A 15,440-nucleotide genomic window follows, 5' to 3' on the forward strand; every position below is an offset into this window, starting at 1 on the left:
TAAGTTTACAGTCCAATTGATAAGCCTACGATCACAGTTCTACTTTGAGGATAGGATCCTTCATCAACACCTATTCTCAATCCGCTGTAGGAGCTGACATCAGGATCAAATCCTGTATAGTCTGTCCAAGTGATCAGATTGGTTCCGGTGACATAAGCATCCAGACGGGTCAACCCAATTCTATTCACTAATTCCAGTGGTAAGGAATAGCGCAGATTGACATTTTTCAATTTGATATAGGATCCATCTTCCACCCATCTGCTTTGGATTCTACTATCACTTTGCAAGGGATCATCTTGCACTGGTTTTGGAAAATCAGTGACATCCCCCTGCTCTCTCCATCTATTGAGGGCATCTGTGGACAGGTTGTTATACCGCACGATGGAATTACGCTGGTGATTGATTTCACTATAGATTTCACCTCCGTAGGAAAACTGAAACAAGAAGCTCAAGCTGAAATTTTTGTACGATAGATCATTCGTAATTCCTCCAAAAAAATCAGGAGTCGCATTTCCGATAACTTGTCTGTCATTTTGATCAATGACATTGTCTCCATTGAGATCATGCCAAATGGGATCACCTCCTTCAAATACAGGGCCTTGGGATCCATTGGTCACTCCATTGACATTATCTTCATCTCTGGAATATACCCCATCAAATCTCCATCCGTAAAAAGTACCGATAGGATATCCTTCCTGAAGGATATGATAGTTGCCATTTTGAATGAAACCATTGGTCAACAATTCTTCTGGTAATTCTTTGACCTGATTTGTATTTGTACTGATATTCAGACTTGTACTCCAGTTGAAGTTTTGGGTGGTGATAGTGTGTGTATTAATCAGCACTTCTATCCCTTTGTTCTGGATCTTCCCTATATTCTGGGTGATGTAGCCAAACCCAGTCTCTCTAGGAATCGGCACATTGTAAAGTAGATCTTTGGTATCCTTGATATATGCATCTACCGTCAAACCCAGCCTGCCTTGCCAAAAAGCCAGGTCAATCCCCGCATTGTACTGCGTAGTAGTTTCCCAGGACAAGCCCGAATTTGGCATTACCGTTGGAGCAGCACCAGAATAATCCAGGTAGTTTGTTCCAACCATGAATTCTCCTTGTGAAGTATAATCTCCTATAGCTTCATTTCCTGTCTGACCTGCACTGAATCGCAATTTTCCATCATCTAACACTTCTGCTCCACTCAAAAATCTTTCATCAGAAAATCTCCAACCTACTGAAGCCGATGGAAAGAATCCAAAACGATTATCTCTACCGAAACGCGATGATCCATCAGCTCTTACATTTGCCTCAAATAGATACTTTCTATCATAATCGTAGGAAACTCTACCAAAATAGGAGAGCAAGGAATGTGAGGTCGCGATATTGACGCCTTGATTGGAAATGGTCCCTGCACCATTCAAAGTCCGGATATCATCACTTGGGAAAAACATCCCATCCAAACCAGTGCGCTCATAATTCCAATCCTGATAGCTGAATCCAGCCAAACCACCAACATTATGCTTACCATCGATTTGTTTTTGGTAGGTTAAAATATTTTCATTAGACCAGGTAATGTTATTGGTAGACCGAACTGACCCCGTATTATAACCTTCCCTATAATCCAGGGTAGAAGGTATAAATGTATCCTCCTTCATAGATAGGAAATCCACATTGACCGAGGTTCTGAACTTCAGCGCATCCGTTAATTTGTACTCCAGATACTGACCCGCTATTATTCTATTGGATTTGTTCTGGTTAGTAGAAAGTTCTGCCAGCCCGACAGGATTCCGCTTGCCAAATTGATACCCATTGATAGAACCATCAGGTAAGTACATGGAATACGTTGGAGGCCGAATCAACAATTCCCGAACGATACTAAGATTTCCTGTACCTGCGGCATTGATCCTATTGTTGACCCCATTGGAGTAAGACACACTTTGTCCCACAGTAATTCGGTCCGTCACATTAAAATCCACATTCAGGCGAGAAGTAATTCTTCTATAGTTCGAATTGAGAATAATTCCATCTTGGTCAAAAAACGAGGTACTCCAAGCATATTTGACGTTTTCTGAACCACCCTGAATAGAAAGATCCACATTGGTTTGAATGGCTTTTCTCAACAGTTCACTTTGCCAATCCACGTCTCCGTTATTGGTGGAACTTAAGGAATCCACAATGGCAGAAATCGGCTCCCTACCATCATCTGAATTGGCATAGGAATCAAGCACCGCACTTCTGTATTGACTTGCATTGAGCACATCTAATTTTCTGGTAATCTCACTCACCCCGGTATGTACATTCAAGCTAATCTGTGCCCTTCCTACTTTTCCTCTTTTAGTGGTAATCAGTACCACGCCATTTGCAGCCCTTGATCCATAAATAGCAGTGGAAGAAGCATCTTTCAGCACCTCAATCGACTCAATATCTGCAGGATTTATAGCGGCCAACGGATTGAGCCCAAAATTCTCGGACCCATTCAAGGATGAGGTTACGTTGGTTTCGATCGGTACGCCATCGACCACATACAAGGGATTATTACCCGCATTGAGAGAGGAACTTCCCCTTATATTGATGCTCATCCCTCCTCCTGGAGCCCCGGAATTGGAAGTCACCTGTACCCCAGCTGCCCTACCTTGTAGAAGCGAAACTGGATCCTGAACATTTGTCTTTCTCACCTCTTCACTTCCTACCGATACGATAGAACCTGTTAAATTCCGCTTTTCCTGTACCCCGTATCCCACGATAACCACTTCATCCAAATCACTTGCACTGGACACAAGGGTTACATCCAGCTCCGATCGGTTCCCTACAGAAATCTCTTGTGTGGTATATCCTAAATAAGAGAAAAACAATACATCATCTGGAGCTATATCCTGGATGGAGTAAACCCCATCCATATCAGTAATCACTCCTTTAGATGTACCTTTTACCAACACGGAAACACCGATCAAAGGCTCTCCAGTCTCCCCATCCTTCACTACCCCTCTTATGTCAGTCCCCTGTGCAAATAAACTAAACGACCAAACCATATTTATTAGAACAATAAATATGGAAAACCTTGATTTGGCCTGTATCAACCTGTTGAATTCACCCATAGAATTTGGATTAAAACGTTCTCAAAAGAATTTTCATAATCATATGATCCAAATGTAAAGGCTATGCAAAACAATTGCAAACGTTTGCATATATTTTTCATAAATACAGGTTTTTATCGGCCTTTTTCGTAAAAAATCTTCACACTTAGCCTATTTTCGTGTAAAGCTTCTTCAAATGGGTTATGAAAAACAATGCTTATATTGCAAACGTTTGCTGAAAATTTTCCATGTCAAGAAGAAGAACAACGTTAAAGGATTTGGCCAAAGAACTGGATCTGGCCGCTTCAACCATATCAAGAGCCCTAGATGACCACCCTGGAATCAGTCCAGAAACAAAGGAAAGAGTCAGGTTAAAAGCTGAGGAAATGGGTTTTACGCGTAACTCTATTGCAGCGAGCTTTAGAAAAAGCAAGACACTGACCATAGGCGTAATTGCACCCCAAATTGACATTCATTTTCATTCACTGGTTATCAGTGGCATCGAGGAATACGCTTACAAGGCAGGCTATAACGTCACCATCTTCCAAAGCAGAAACTCATTCAAGCGGGAAAAGAAAATAACTGAGACTCTACAGAACAATATGTTTGCCGGGGTCATTATTTGCCAAGGAACCGAAACTAAAGGAACAGATCACTTCAGAAAATTGAAGAAGACGAAAATGCCCATGGTATTTTATGACCGTGTCCCCACAGGCTTTGAAGCAAATAAGGTAATCATCAATGATTTCGAGTCCTCCTATCATGCCACTGAGCATTTGATTGAAAAAGGATGCAGGAATATAGCCCATATCGGAGGACCTCAAACAACAGGCATTTTTAAGTCCAGGTATGAAGGATTCAAAAAAGCGCTGGAAGACCATCAGCTAGGAACTTCGTCGGACTATGTACATTTTACCAAGGGATTAACTTACGAAGAAGGCGTATCTGCCGCAAAAGCATTGCTAGCTCAGGATGTGAAACCGGATGGGATTTTTTGTTCCAATGACTATACTGCTGTCAGTGCCATTCAGGTGTTTCAAAAAAATGGAGTAAAAGTCCCTGAACATGTCGCCGTAGTAGGTTTTAGTAATTATCCCATTTCCAAAATCATTGAACCAAACCTAACCTCAGTAAACGACCGGGCATTCGAAATGGGACAGGCAGCAGCAAAATTACTAATCAGGCAAATTGAAGACGAAGAGGATCTGATCGAATCCGAAATCGTAACCTTAAAAACAGAATTGATCATCAGGGAATCCAGCCTTAAATAATATGAATTCAAACCCAGTGTTTATCACACCGATTTTCCAACTAATTAAATTTCAATCAAATGTAAACCTCTCCACCCTTAAGCGGAGGACAAAAAACAAAAATATACTTGGCAGGTATCCAAATCCACCAACCTAAGCTGATCTTAATGGATGAACCCGGTAACCACCTAGATCTGTCTGGATGAGAAATGCTTTACAAATTTATTTCTTCGACTACCAACCCTTGCTCATCGTCAACCACAATAGGAAACTGCTCAATTTATTGGATAAAGTGGCTGAGTTGACCAAGGCAGGAATTAAGGTCTATGGTGGCAATTATGAATTTTATCAGGAGCAAAAACAAATTGAAAGAAATGCTCTTCATTTAGACATTCTGCATAAAGAAAAAGCACGACGAAAAGCCAGGGAAAAAGAAAGAGAAGCTGCAATGAGGCAACAAAAATTGGATAGTCGAGGAAAAGGAAAGCAGGAAAAGCCCGGAGTATCCCGCATCATGATGAATACCTTGCGCAATCGAGCGGAAAACAACACTTCAAAATTAAAAAGTGTGCATACTGAGAAAATCGAAGGGATTTACCAGGATCTAAATTCCTTACGGGAAGCGTAGCCCGGTATAGACCAAATGAAATTTGGGTTCGACACTTCCCGCTTGCACCAAGACAAAACCCTAATTTCGGCAGAGTAGCTCAATTTCACCTATACAACCCATTTTCTTTGGAAAAACAACCTGAATTTTCTAATCATCAGTGGTGACCGAATAGCCCTCAAAGGTAAAAACGGTTCTGGAAAAACCTGCTTGATTCAACTGGTTTTGGGAACTAATCAACCAACAGTAGGTAAAATATACCGTGCCGAAATGCAGCCCATTTTCATCGATAAAGACTATTCTCTTATTGACAGTAACACCACTTGTGGCCTGGCCCAATCTTTCAACCAATTGGCACTGCAGGAACATGAGATTAAAATTAGACTTAACCGCTTTTTGTTTCCCAAAGATAGCTGGGACAAGCCCTGTTGCGAACTGAGTGGAGGAGAAAGAATGCGCATTCTGCTTTGTTGCCTCACGGTATTCAGCGCCTCTCCATATCTTATAATTCTGGACGAACCTACCAATAACCTGGATATCCAGAATCTTGAAATACTCGCCACAGCCCTCAATGAATATCAGGGCACCCTACTTGTTGTGTCCCATGACGAAACCTATTTGGAGCAGATAAAAATTGGACAGACGATAGCTTTGAACTGATCTTTGTTTCATTAAAAAAATGCAAACACTTCGCTAAGCTATAACTGTTCAGGAAATTTTGGAACTTATTAAGTTCATGACATTTTACAGGAGGGAAGAAAAAGAGGACAAACTTAAGTCAATCAGAACCAATTGGAAGTGATTTGAATTGACAACCTTTATCATAAACCCTATAAAACACAAAAAGTTGACAGTAAAACAATCAACTAGTTTATTAATATCCTCTTAGAAATCGAACCTAGATCTATCGTTTAGGAAACGCTTGTTCTATCCCCGTCCTACCGATGTCAGTCGGGCGGGTGTTGAACTACGGGGCCAACACCTTTTTTTAAAAAATCCCTCCCTCTAGAAGTTTTAAAATATTTCTCCCTTTTGATTGCTTCGGACAGATTTTCAAATTCCTCAAAATAAACAATCTCAAATGGAATAAAGGCCGAATAGATTAGGTCATCCCCGAATTATGTTGCTTCTGCCTTTTTCCCAAATCTTTACAATGCCCCTTATACAAATAATCATGGGCCATACTCCTGATCACATAGGCATAGTAAACTTCCTTCATCTTATTAAGGATAGTAGCCCCACCAAGAATCGAACTTGGATCTAGCGTTTAGGAAACGCTTGTTCTATCCGTTGAACTATGAGGCCGGAATGACTAGCTAGGCATTGAATCATTGATTCGGAACGCAAGATAAACCAAAACAATCCTTTTAGGCAAATATTCTTCAGCCAACTTATGGCTTTACAAGTATTTACCCTATCTTTGCACTCCAAAATTAGGATGGACGGGTTCCATCCACTCACTAAATACATTATAATTTATGTCAGTAAAAATCAGATTAGCACGAAGAGGTAGAAGAAAAATGGCTATCTACGACGTGGTTGTAGCTGATGCAAGAGCTCCACGTGATGGACGCTTCATCGAGAAAATCGGATCTTACAATCCAAACACGAACCCTGCTTCTATCAACATCAACAATGAGCGCGCTCTTAAATGGTTGTTGAACGGAGCTCAGCCAACAGACACCGTGAAAGCCATGCTTTCTTACAGAGGTGTAATGCTGAAGAAACACCTTCAGATCGGTGTACTGAAAGGTGCGATCACGCAAGAACAAGCAGATGCTAAATTCGAAGCATGGTTGAACGAGAAAGAAACAAAAATTGCAGGCAAGACCGAAGGTATCTCCGCGGCTAAAGCCGAGGCCCGTAAGAAAGCTCTTGATGCAGAAACTGCCAAGAACCAAGCAAGACTTGATGCGATCAAAGCAAGAGAAGATGAGCAGAAAGCTCTTCTAGCTGCCGCTGAAGCCGCTAACAATCCTGCACCTGCTGAAGAAGCTGCCACTGAGGAAGCTCCTGCTGCTGATGCTCCGGAGGCGACTGAAGGCGAAGACGAGGCAAAAGCATAATATAAATCCCCATGAATAAGGACCAAAGCTTTCAGTTAGGCTACGTGTCTAAAGTTCATGGACTTCGTGGAGAAGTAGTGATCATGCTGGATGTCGATTATCCTGAGGATTATGAGACGCTTGAGCATGTCTTTATAGAGCAAAAATCCCGGCTGGTGCCGTTTTTCCTGGAGCACTTTGTACTCCAGCCCGGAAATAAGGCATTGGCCAAATTTGAGGATCTAAACTCCTTGGATCAGGTGGAAGATTTGGTGGGACTGGGAGTATTTCTTCCCTTGACCGCACTGCCTGAGCTGAAAGAAGACCAATACTTCTTCCATGAGTTGATCGGATTCGAAGTCTATGATGAGACTAAGGGCCTGATCGGACCTATTCAGATCGTCTATGATCTGGAGACACAGAATCTCCTAGGGGTGACACACAGGGAAAAGGAAGTGCTGATACCGATTCAGGACGGAATTATCCAGAAAGTGGACAAGGCAGCTAAAAAAGTTTACTGCCAATTACCCGAAGGATTACTTGAAATTTATCTGGAAGACTGACCCATGCACATTGATATTGTCACTGTAGTACCGGGATTGCTGGAAGGACCATTTGCACATTCTATTCTGAAAAGGGCGGAGGACAAAGGGCTTGCCAGTATCCGGGTGATCAATCTACGTGACTATTCAAGCAGCAAACAAAAGCAGGTCGATGACTACGCTTTTGGAGGGGGAGCCGGGATGGTCATGTCCATCGAGCCTATTGCCCGATGTATAGAAGCTCTTCAGAAGGAACGTACGTACGATGAGATCATCTACATGACGCCCGACGGAGACAGGTTTGACCAACCCATGGCAAATGCACTTTCGCTCCACCAAAACCTCTTGATCCTCTGCGGTCACTACAAGGGTGTGGACGAGCGGGTAAGGGAACGGTTCATCACCAAGGAAATCAGTATTGGTGACTTTGTGCTTTCCGGTGGGGAATTGGCAGCGGCTGTAGTGGCCGATGCGGTGATCCGCCTGATTCCGGGAGTACTGAATGATGAGACCTCCGCATTGACAGATTCCTTCCAGGATGGACTATTGGCTCCACCGGTGTATACGCGCCCCGCAGATTACGAGGGCATGAAAGTACCTGAGGTGTTGCTTTCGGGACATGAGGCCAAGATAAATGAATGGAGATTTGAAGCATCGGTTCGCCGGACCCAAGAAAGAAGACCTGACCTGCTCCGCAATAAGGAAACTGGGAAAAGCGATGCAGAATCGTATAAGAAGTAATTAAATAAGCCACGCGTTGGCAAACAGCGAAAGCATAAAAACATAAAGCTATGAGCGATCTAATGAAAGTAGTAGAAGCGGAATACAGCGAAGTAAGAGCTAAATTCCCTTCATTCAAAGCTGGCGATACCATCAACGTACACGTACGTATCAAAGAAGGTGGCAAGGAGCGTATCCAGCAGTTCCAAGGAACTGTGATCCAGCGTAGAAACCCTAACTCTAACGGTGAGACTTTCACTGTAAGAAAAATATCCAATGGAATAGGTGTAGAAAGAATCTTCCCTATCATCTCCCCTGCCATCGAGCAGATCGATCTATTGAGACAAGGCAAGGTAAGAAGAGCCCGTCTATTCTACCTAAGAGGACGTCAGGGTAAAGCTGCACGTATCAAGGAAAAGATCAGAGTGAAGCACTAAGAGCAATTGCTCTTTCCGCAAGAAAGGAATCCAGCGATGGGTTCCTTTTTTTGTGTTGTTTTTTTACCCTGAGTTTTTACATTGGATTGTACATTAGAGTTCGGTATCAACCCCAAAATCTGTGCATGCACCTCGGCAACGTTCTTTGGAAAATTGAACGGACCAGCCTTTGATTCCCCTAATATCGTTTACTACTTACCCGGAGAAAAATCTGGTTTGTAGGCGATGGGCTTATACTCCTTGTACACACGTACGACAGACCTTATGCCAATATGTTTTGTTAGTCTGATCGCCAATACCCTTATATTACTGGTCGTGCCGTTGGCACTCTGAAAACATATCGGCTATATTGCTAACCCAGAATTGCATTCCGGGCGTTTACAGGCCTTGCCTTTGGCAAGGGAAATCATTTGGTCAGAGATCTCAGTTGATTTGAATGTTTGTGCCAAAGGCACAGTAAAGAAAAAACTTCACTCCAAAATAATTTTTAAAGAATTTAACGTTAAATAGTTGGTTTACACTAATTTGAGTAGCAAATTCATTAAAATTTATCGGCAATGTCAAATACCTATTCTTTAGATCCCAGTTTTCAGATTGCCAAAGTATTTGTGCGACTGGGAATGATCTTTTCCGCACTGATGGTGGTTTTGTTTATTTACCTGATCTATCTGGCTTCGCTGGGAATATTTCAGGAGTGGGAAATGGAAATCCAATCAATTTCTAACGAATTTCAGCTTGTGACCTCGCCGTTCATCTGGCAAGTGACAGCCCTATCCATCCCTATAACTGGTTTTATAGCAAGCTTTTTTGTTTTGGGTTGGCTGGGGAAAAAGATTCAACTGGAGAACAAAACCCAGTAATAAGAGGCTCCAAAAAGTAAACCTTTAAATCAAACCTGAGCCGCCTTTCGTGTCACACAAACGGAATTCGATAGCCTCTCCGATTACCTGACTCACAAGCTCCGTAATCCGGGATTCCCCTCTTTCAGAGCTTTGTATGGATTTGTCTGTTGTTTTGCCCAGCCCTCTGACTGTGCGGATATATCTCTGCCTTTCAATCCTCCAATTGCTTCATGTAAAGTATATCAGTTCATCTGCTGTAATCTTTGCATATACCGGATAAAAAATCTAAAATAGGCTGCCAAATCCAGCTTCTGGAGAAGCAGGATAGCCTCAACCTCGTAACATTGTATAATTCTTCGGCTTCCCTGCGGATAAAAAAAGGGCCGAAGCCCTTTTATATTTTAGTCCATTCCTAAAAACTCAACGTCAAAGATTAATACAGAGTTAGGAGGGATTCTTTCGTTATTTTCTGAATTCCTATATCCCCAAGTAGAGGGAATTACCAACCTGGCTTTAGATCCTGGTCTTAATCTTCTGAATGCTATATCCCATCCTTGAATAACTTGACCTGTGCCCAATGAGAAATTCAAAATTCTATATGTGCTACTACCTTCTACGTGTAAATCATTATCTTTCGCTACCTGTTCAATATTGGTATCAAATACCGAACCATCACTCATTAATGAGCCTACATAATTAGTATAGACCACATTGCCCGCATTAGGCCTTGAACCTGCTCCTTCTTCCTGCACGATGATCACCACTCCGCTAGGGTCATGGATCCTATACAGGCTATCGATCTCCGCGGTCTCCAAGTAATCCACGATCAACAAACTGTCCTTTTTCAAATTACCCGCCTCATCATAAGGAGGCCCGGAACCGAAAGGATTGTTTGGCTCGCAGCTACTGAAAGCGACAAGTAAAATCAGGAAAAAGAAAGCACTCGCTCTAAATAAATTCATATCAATCTTGTGGTCCGGGAGTAACTTCAAGTAACTCCAATTCAAACATGATAGGGGTATTGGGTGGAATCCTTCCATCCGAACTGCCTTGTCTGCCATAGGCATAGTAAGAGGGGATAAACACAGTAGCCTTATCTCCGACTTCCATTTGCAGGGAGGCAAGTTCAAAACCCGCTATAAGTTGCCCAAGACCTACCCGGAATCTAAGCGGGTCATATTTCCTTTGAGAATTAAATATCCCTTCCTCTTTGGCTATCTCTTCGATGGAAGTGTCAAAAGCCTTATTGCTTAGCAATCTTCCCACATAATTAACCCTCAACGTATCTCCTAAACTCACTGTGTCCTTGCTCCCAGATAGTTCCTGCCAAATTACCGTGATTCCTCTCCCCTCATCATACGCTTCTTTGACATTAACAATGGTAGTGGTGTCAAGGTAGGCCTGAATCTCCGCTATGTCTTCATTGAAGATCACTTCATTGGTAGCCTCATCATCTATGCATGATGCTAAAGCAAGACTGCCTGCTATAAGACTCAAAATGGCAAATACTTTAATTTTCATTGTGCTTGATATTAGTATTGTTTTAAAGATATGCCTACAATACGTAGCTTACTGCACATCCGCTACATCCACATCGAAAACAAGGACAGAATTTGCAGGAATCATCGCCCCTGCACCGTTTTCCCCATAAGCCAAGGGAGAAGGGATAAGAAATTTACCCTTAGAACCCTTCTTAAGCAATAGCAATCCTTCGTCCCATCCCGGAATCACCTGCCCCATGCCTACAGTCACCGGAAGCGGCTCATAGCCACCTGGACGGTTTTCGTTAAACATATCACCTTCTTTGGCAACAGATTCTATCGATGTATCAAACAGGGTACCGTCAAGCAAATAACCCGCATAATCCACCATCATCGTAGTTCCCGGAGTCACCGGATCCCCAGTGCCTTCCTCTTCGATGACATAATATAGGCCGCTTTCAGTTTTTTGGGCATTAAGGCCCTTTTCTTTGATGTAATCCTGGATGAGCTTTTCCTCTTCGATTATTCTTTCTTTCGCACGTTCCTCTTTCTTCACCTGCTCAGCGGCCATCACCTTTTCGAAGTAAACCTGGATAGCTTCCTCGTTCATGATCTCAAAAGCACCTATACGTACTTTGACCAGGTCGTCCTCCTTCAGGACAGGCGGGAAATTATTTCCAAAGATCTTTTTCACCTCAGACTCAAAGGCTATACTGTCTCCTTTGCGCAAGCCGATGAAAATCTCATCCATGCCATTATTTATAGGCATAGAATCATTTGCCTGGATATAACCCGGAAAAGGCTGATCGGCGGAGGAATAAATCACAGAATCTGAGGCACTGGTGACCGCTATATGGTAAAGCAAAAACTCTCCGTTCGGGGCTTTTTCATTCCCTTCTTTGATATAGGTATATTCTATACCGTCTTTTTCAGTGACTTTGGTTTTTTTACATGCAGTCAGAGTACTCACTCCCAGCAGGAGAGCAAGGATTGCCAAGAGGCTTTTTGAATTTTTCATAAAGGATAAGTGATTTTTCAAAGTGGTAAGGAGGGGTAAGCTAATCAGTCTGCTGTGGCAGGGACAACACGGAATAATTCTTCCTGGTGTTTTTCCACCAATGTTTCGAAGCGTTCTACGGTTTCTTTAAGACTCAGGGTGGACTTGCCTCCTGAGGCATTTTTATGTCCTCCCCCATCGAAATACTCTGCCGCAAATTTATTGACAGCTACTTCGCTGGATGATCTGAAAGAAATTTTGACTCCATCTTCACGTTCCGAAAACAGGGCAGCCAACTTTATCCCGTCCAAAGATAATGCATAATTGACCAAACCTTCTGTATCGCCTGTGCGGCTTTGGTATTTTTTAAGATCTTTTTTACTGATGGCAAAGTAGGCCATTTGCAGATCTTCTCGCACCACCAATCGGCGGCTGATCGCAAAACCTATAAATTTCAGTCTGTTTACAGAGTTGGAATCATAGATCCAATTGGCGATCTGGGAGATATCAGCTCCTAAATCTACCAGTTCAGCCACCACAAGATGTACATTCTTTGTGGTATTCGGATGTCTGAAACCGCCTGTATCGGTCATTATACCTGCATAAAGGCATTCGGCGATGTCCTTGTCCAGGAGTTTTTCATCGCCCAGCTCCACGATCAGTTCATAGACCAATTCACAGGTAGCCGCAGCTGATGTGCTCCAATACCTGAAATCAGCGAAATCCTCAGGATCCTGGTGATGATCAATATTGACTACGAACGCGTCCGAGGAGCGGATCATTTCTCCTAGTTCATTGACCCGTTTTAATACAGAGAAGTCCATACAGAATATCACATCAGCTTCTTCCAGTTTCTTGGTGGCTAGTGCGGTGTGTTGTGGATTGCTGAAATCCAGCACCTCATCATTGCCTTTCATCCAATTCAGGAAAGAAGGATAATCAGTAGGAGTCACCACTGTCACCTCATGTCCCTTTTTCACTAGGTAGTTTGCCATTCCCAATGAAGAACCCAATGCATCGGCATCGGGTTTGACATGAGTGGTGATGAATATTTTTCTGGGTGAGGCTATCTCTCTCTTAAACGAGGCTAAAGCTTCCATTTTATACATTTAGCTGCTTTTTGGCTCTTGTAGTTCGCAAAGGTCAGGAAATTTTTGACAATTCCCAATTCTTCTAGGGCTCTGACAATGAACACAATAACATATTCGCCTTGTGATTCCCTAGGAATAATGCAGCTGAGCACACTTTTTCGGGATAAGCACCAGAGCTATTCATGGCTAAAGAAAAGGAAATAAAATGTTCCTGTCGAGACATTAACAGGTAAAACCAATACGCTTTACGCATTCATTCCGGTGAGCGAATTGCTAATTCATAAATCTCAAAATAATCCTGCTCAATTTCTGGATCTCCCGGCGCTACCATAAAATACCTTCCATTTCTATTGACCATACTTCTCCTCTGTAAGATTTCATCGAATTCTAGTGGAACCTGCTTTCCTTCTTTATTCAAGGCTATAGTTTTACTCTTATATTTTTCTCTCATTTCTTGCCAAAATTCATCTCTTACTTCAGGCTTTTTATTTTCAAATGAACCGTTACGGTCCGTTGCATTATATCCCGGGAAATATGTCACCAACCAGTATTCACCTACTTTTAAAATATTGGTGATTCTCCCCGAAGTTATCCCATTGCCAAACAAATGGACATCATTAATATATTTAGAAGCACCTTCGAAATAATGGTATTCAGGAAGATCTATAGTAAAGCTCGATCTTAACTCATAAGGAGGATCAGCTGAGAACTCATAAATAGCAGGTTCTATCCCGTAAGCCACATAAATTGAATTGCCCACGAGCTCCGCATTCGGACGTGTGGCGTCACTATGATAAAACTTACCTGACCTCAATAGGCTGGTATCAGGTAAATTATTGAATTTCTCTATTTCACCAGTAGCAGGATCCAGCCAGGTAAGGAATTGAACTTCTTCATAGAATTCCGGCTCAAAGTAATCTCTGGGCATATTATTCTGGCCTGGGTAAAGCAGCTTGTTTTGATATGGAATCAAACTGCTCCCCATACCAATTCTAGCTCCATAAGGAAGTGAATAATCATCTGGTCTTATTTTGGACACCAAAGTTCCATCGAGCTTATAAGTTATTAACCCCTGGCTTCCATACACAAAAAAGCTATTTTCACCTAACAATTTTATAGTACTCTTCAATTTTCCATAGGTATCTTTTGTATCCAGATACTTAGAATAAGAATATAATACTTGTCCAGAGAAGTCAGCCACATAAATAGTTTCTCCGTGCCCCCTATGCTCCATAAATAATACATGCTCGCCCACAGGGTCAATATCATGAACCGTAAAATTTCCCAGATAATCAATCCGGATCGTATCTATTATTTCTACTGAAAGTCCCGGTTTAGCAGCTAAATACTCTAAATCATCACCTCCTCTGGAAGAGCATGCCAGTAGAGCCAGCAAAAGTCCAAACAAGGATATTTTCGATACAACAAAAAGTAAGAATTGATCTGCTACATTTTTCATAAAAAGTTCCAATTTGATTTCACTTTATTAATTTCCAGAAAAAATAAATGGAGACAAAGCGTTTAACTAGCCTTAACTTACTGATGTTCTAATAGTTAATTCAGATATAATGAATTTGATATCCAAAAAATTAGATCTTTAAGTAAATAACATTCTTGATTGAAAAAGAAAGCTAGATTTAGCTGAACCTGAATGAAATAGCGTCTAATTTTTGACTTTATTTCGGATTCCCACTGGGAAACCCCTATTTTTGCGCCCGATTAAACCAATGAAAAACAAACAACATGGCAACTAACAGAACATTCACCATGATCAAGCCTGACGCCTTCGAAGCAGGCAACTCTGGAGCAATCCTAAAAATGATCGAAGAAGCAGGCTTCAAAATCGTGGCCATGAAAGCTACCCAGTTGACTTCTGAACTGGCAGGTAAATTCTATGCAGTTCACGCAGAAAGACCTTTCTATGCGGATCTTTGCGCTTATATGTCTTCTGGGCCTATCATCGCCGCAATTCTGGAAAAAGACAATGCGGTGGAAGACTTCAGAAAACTGATCGGCGCTACCAACCCGGCTGATGCTGCTGAAGGAACTATCCGTAAGATTTTTGCCAAATCTATAGAAGCTAATGCTGTTCATGGTTCGGACTCAGACGAAAACGCTGCCATTGAAGGAGCTTTCTACTTTTCAGAGTTTGAAAGAGTAGGTTAATTCACCAATTGAAAATAAATCTTGAAAGCATTCCCTTTGGGATGCTTTTTTTGTTTGAATTTTTTTTTAAACCACGGAGAGTGCGGGGGTTTATGCGGGGGACACAGTTTAATGATGAATTTACTGCGTCATCGGTAGGCACGAAGCAATCTCTGTTATCCCGCTTCTCCAGAAGCTGGATCTTCTATTCTTTT

The 15,440-nt window shown here is 42.0% G+C and carries 15 protein-coding genes and 1 tRNA gene; 9 read left to right on the plus strand and 7 right to left on the minus strand.

Features of this window, described 5'->3' with window-relative positions; genetic code table 11:
* Nucleotides 1-5 precede the first annotated feature (5 nt).
* The gene (locus tag LZF95_RS10025; protein WP_233754856.1) at nt 6-3,089 is read right to left on the minus strand and encodes a TonB-dependent receptor; all 3,084 of its coding nucleotides are present in this window, start codon (nt 3,087-3,089) and stop codon (nt 6-8) included.
* A 227-nt stretch (nt 3,090-3,316) separates the two neighbouring features.
* Here LZF95_RS10025 and LZF95_RS10030 point away from each other — a divergent pair, with 227 nt between their 5' ends.
* From LZF95_RS10030 to LZF95_RS10045, 3 genes are all read left to right on the plus strand, one after another.
* Nucleotides 3,317-4,339, plus strand: coding sequence for a LacI family DNA-binding transcriptional regulator (locus LZF95_RS10030; RefSeq protein WP_233754857.1), 1,023 nt, complete (start codon nt 3,317-3,319; stop codon nt 4,337-4,339).
* Nucleotides 4,340-4,520: 181 nt separating this feature from the next.
* Complete coding sequence (locus LZF95_RS10040) at nt 4,521-4,946, plus strand: hypothetical protein (protein WP_233754858.1); 426 nt, start codon at nt 4,521-4,523, stop codon at nt 4,944-4,946.
* 150 nt (nt 4,947-5,096) lie between these two features.
* Nucleotides 5,097-5,585: an ATP-binding cassette domain-containing protein gene (locus LZF95_RS10045; RefSeq protein WP_233755026.1), complete on the plus strand. Its 489-nt coding sequence runs from the start codon at nt 5,097-5,099 to the stop codon at nt 5,583-5,585.
* A 573-nt stretch (nt 5,586-6,158) separates the two neighbouring features.
* Here the strand turns inward: LZF95_RS10045 and LZF95_RS10050 are convergent.
* A tRNA-Arg gene (locus LZF95_RS10050) sits at nt 6,159-6,230 on the minus strand.
* A gap of 173 nt (nt 6,231-6,403) precedes the next feature.
* Between LZF95_RS10050 and LZF95_RS10055 the strand changes: the two genes are divergently transcribed.
* The 5 genes from LZF95_RS10055 to LZF95_RS10075 all read left to right on the plus strand — a co-directional run bounded on the left by LZF95_RS10055 (nt 6,404) and on the right by LZF95_RS10075 (nt 9,529).
* Nucleotides 6,404-6,991, plus strand: coding sequence for a 30S ribosomal protein S16 (locus LZF95_RS10055; RefSeq protein ID WP_233754859.1), 588 nt, complete (start codon nt 6,404-6,406; stop codon nt 6,989-6,991).
* An 11-nt stretch (nt 6,992-7,002) separates the two neighbouring features.
* Complete coding sequence (rimM, locus tag LZF95_RS10060; protein WP_233754860.1) at nt 7,003-7,533, plus strand: ribosome maturation factor RimM; 531 nt, start codon at nt 7,003-7,005, stop codon at nt 7,531-7,533.
* A gap of 3 nt (nt 7,534-7,536) precedes the next feature.
* On the plus strand, nt 7,537-8,253 hold the full coding sequence (gene trmD / locus LZF95_RS10065; RefSeq protein ID WP_233754861.1) for a tRNA (guanosine(37)-N1)-methyltransferase TrmD: 717 nt from the start codon (nt 7,537-7,539) through the stop codon (nt 8,251-8,253).
* A 50-nt stretch (nt 8,254-8,303) separates the two neighbouring features.
* A complete protein-coding gene (gene rplS / locus LZF95_RS10070) occupies nt 8,304-8,669 on the plus strand; it encodes a 50S ribosomal protein L19 (protein WP_233754862.1) in 366 nt (121 codons plus the stop codon).
* Between the two features lie 557 nt (nt 8,670-9,226).
* A complete protein-coding gene (locus LZF95_RS10075) occupies nt 9,227-9,529 on the plus strand; it encodes a hypothetical protein (protein WP_233754863.1) in 303 nt (100 codons plus the stop codon).
* Between the two features lie 383 nt (nt 9,530-9,912).
* Here LZF95_RS10075 and LZF95_RS10080 read toward each other — a convergent pair whose 3' ends face one another.
* The 5 genes from LZF95_RS10080 to LZF95_RS10100 all read right to left on the minus strand — a co-directional run bounded on the left by LZF95_RS10080 (nt 9,913) and on the right by LZF95_RS10100 (nt 14,539).
* A complete protein-coding gene (locus tag LZF95_RS10080) occupies nt 9,913-10,473 on the minus strand; it encodes an FKBP-type peptidyl-prolyl cis-trans isomerase (RefSeq protein WP_233754864.1) in 561 nt (186 codons plus the stop codon).
* 1 nt (nt 10,474) lies between these two features.
* Nucleotides 10,475-11,032: an FKBP-type peptidyl-prolyl cis-trans isomerase gene (locus LZF95_RS10085; RefSeq protein WP_233754865.1), complete on the minus strand. Its 558-nt coding sequence runs from the start codon at nt 11,030-11,032 to the stop codon at nt 10,475-10,477.
* A 48-nt stretch (nt 11,033-11,080) separates the two neighbouring features.
* Nucleotides 11,081-12,010 (minus strand): FKBP-type peptidyl-prolyl cis-trans isomerase, encoded by a 930-nt coding sequence (locus tag LZF95_RS10090; protein ID WP_233754866.1) that lies wholly within the window; start codon nt 12,008-12,010, stop codon nt 11,081-11,083.
* Nucleotides 12,011-12,054: 44 nt separating this feature from the next.
* A complete protein-coding gene (locus LZF95_RS10095; RefSeq protein WP_233755027.1) occupies nt 12,055-13,089 on the minus strand; it encodes a bifunctional oligoribonuclease/PAP phosphatase NrnA in 1,035 nt (344 codons plus the stop codon).
* 244 nt (nt 13,090-13,333) lie between these two features.
* Nucleotides 13,334-14,539: a hypothetical protein gene (locus LZF95_RS10100; RefSeq protein WP_233754867.1), complete on the minus strand. Its 1,206-nt coding sequence runs from the start codon at nt 14,537-14,539 to the stop codon at nt 13,334-13,336.
* 284 nt (nt 14,540-14,823) lie between these two features.
* Between LZF95_RS10100 and LZF95_RS10105 the strand changes: the two genes are divergently transcribed.
* Complete coding sequence (locus tag LZF95_RS10105; RefSeq protein WP_233754868.1) at nt 14,824-15,246, plus strand: nucleoside-diphosphate kinase; 423 nt, start codon at nt 14,824-14,826, stop codon at nt 15,244-15,246.
* The last annotated feature ends 194 nt before the right edge of the window (nt 15,247-15,440 follow it).

Origin of the sequence: Algoriphagus sp. AGSA1 (genome assembly GCF_021390545.1) — a bacterium.
Taxonomy (GTDB): domain Bacteria; phylum Bacteroidota; class Bacteroidia; order Cytophagales; family Cyclobacteriaceae; genus Algoriphagus.

Coding starts and splice junctions, on each gene's coding strand:
- LZF95_RS10100 (WP_233754867.1), bottom strand. CDS start 14,539: ATGAAAAATGTAGCAGATCAATTCTTACTTTTTGTTGTATCGAAAATA.
- LZF95_RS10030 (WP_233754857.1), top strand. CDS start 3,317: ATGTCAAGAAGAAGAACAACGTTAAAGGATTTGGCCAAAGAACTGGAT.
- LZF95_RS10105 (WP_233754868.1), top strand. CDS start 14,824: ATGGCAACTAACAGAACATTCACCATGATCAAGCCTGACGCCTTCGAA.
- rimM (WP_233754860.1), top strand. CDS start 7,003: ATGAATAAGGACCAAAGCTTTCAGTTAGGCTACGTGTCTAAAGTTCAT.
- LZF95_RS10040 (WP_233754858.1), top strand. CDS start 4,521: ATGAGAAATGCTTTACAAATTTATTTCTTCGACTACCAACCCTTGCTC.
- LZF95_RS10095 (WP_233755027.1), bottom strand. CDS start 13,089: ATGGAAGCTTTAGCCTCGTTTAAGAGAGAGATAGCCTCACCCAGAAAA.
- rplS (WP_233754862.1), top strand. CDS start 8,304: ATGAGCGATCTAATGAAAGTAGTAGAAGCGGAATACAGCGAAGTAAGA.
- LZF95_RS10025 (WP_233754856.1), bottom strand. CDS start 3,089: ATGGGTGAATTCAACAGGTTGATACAGGCCAAATCAAGGTTTTCCATA.
- LZF95_RS10085 (WP_233754865.1), bottom strand. CDS start 11,032: ATGAAAATTAAAGTATTTGCCATTTTGAGTCTTATAGCAGGCAGTCTT.
- LZF95_RS10055 (WP_233754859.1), top strand. CDS start 6,404: ATGTCAGTAAAAATCAGATTAGCACGAAGAGGTAGAAGAAAAATGGCT.
- LZF95_RS10080 (WP_233754864.1), bottom strand. CDS start 10,473: ATGAATTTATTTAGAGCGAGTGCTTTCTTTTTCCTGATTTTACTTGTC.
- LZF95_RS10075 (WP_233754863.1), top strand. CDS start 9,227: ATGTCAAATACCTATTCTTTAGATCCCAGTTTTCAGATTGCCAAAGTA.
- trmD (WP_233754861.1), top strand. CDS start 7,537: ATGCACATTGATATTGTCACTGTAGTACCGGGATTGCTGGAAGGACCA.
- LZF95_RS10090 (WP_233754866.1), bottom strand. CDS start 12,010: ATGAAAAATTCAAAAAGCCTCTTGGCAATCCTTGCTCTCCTGCTGGGA.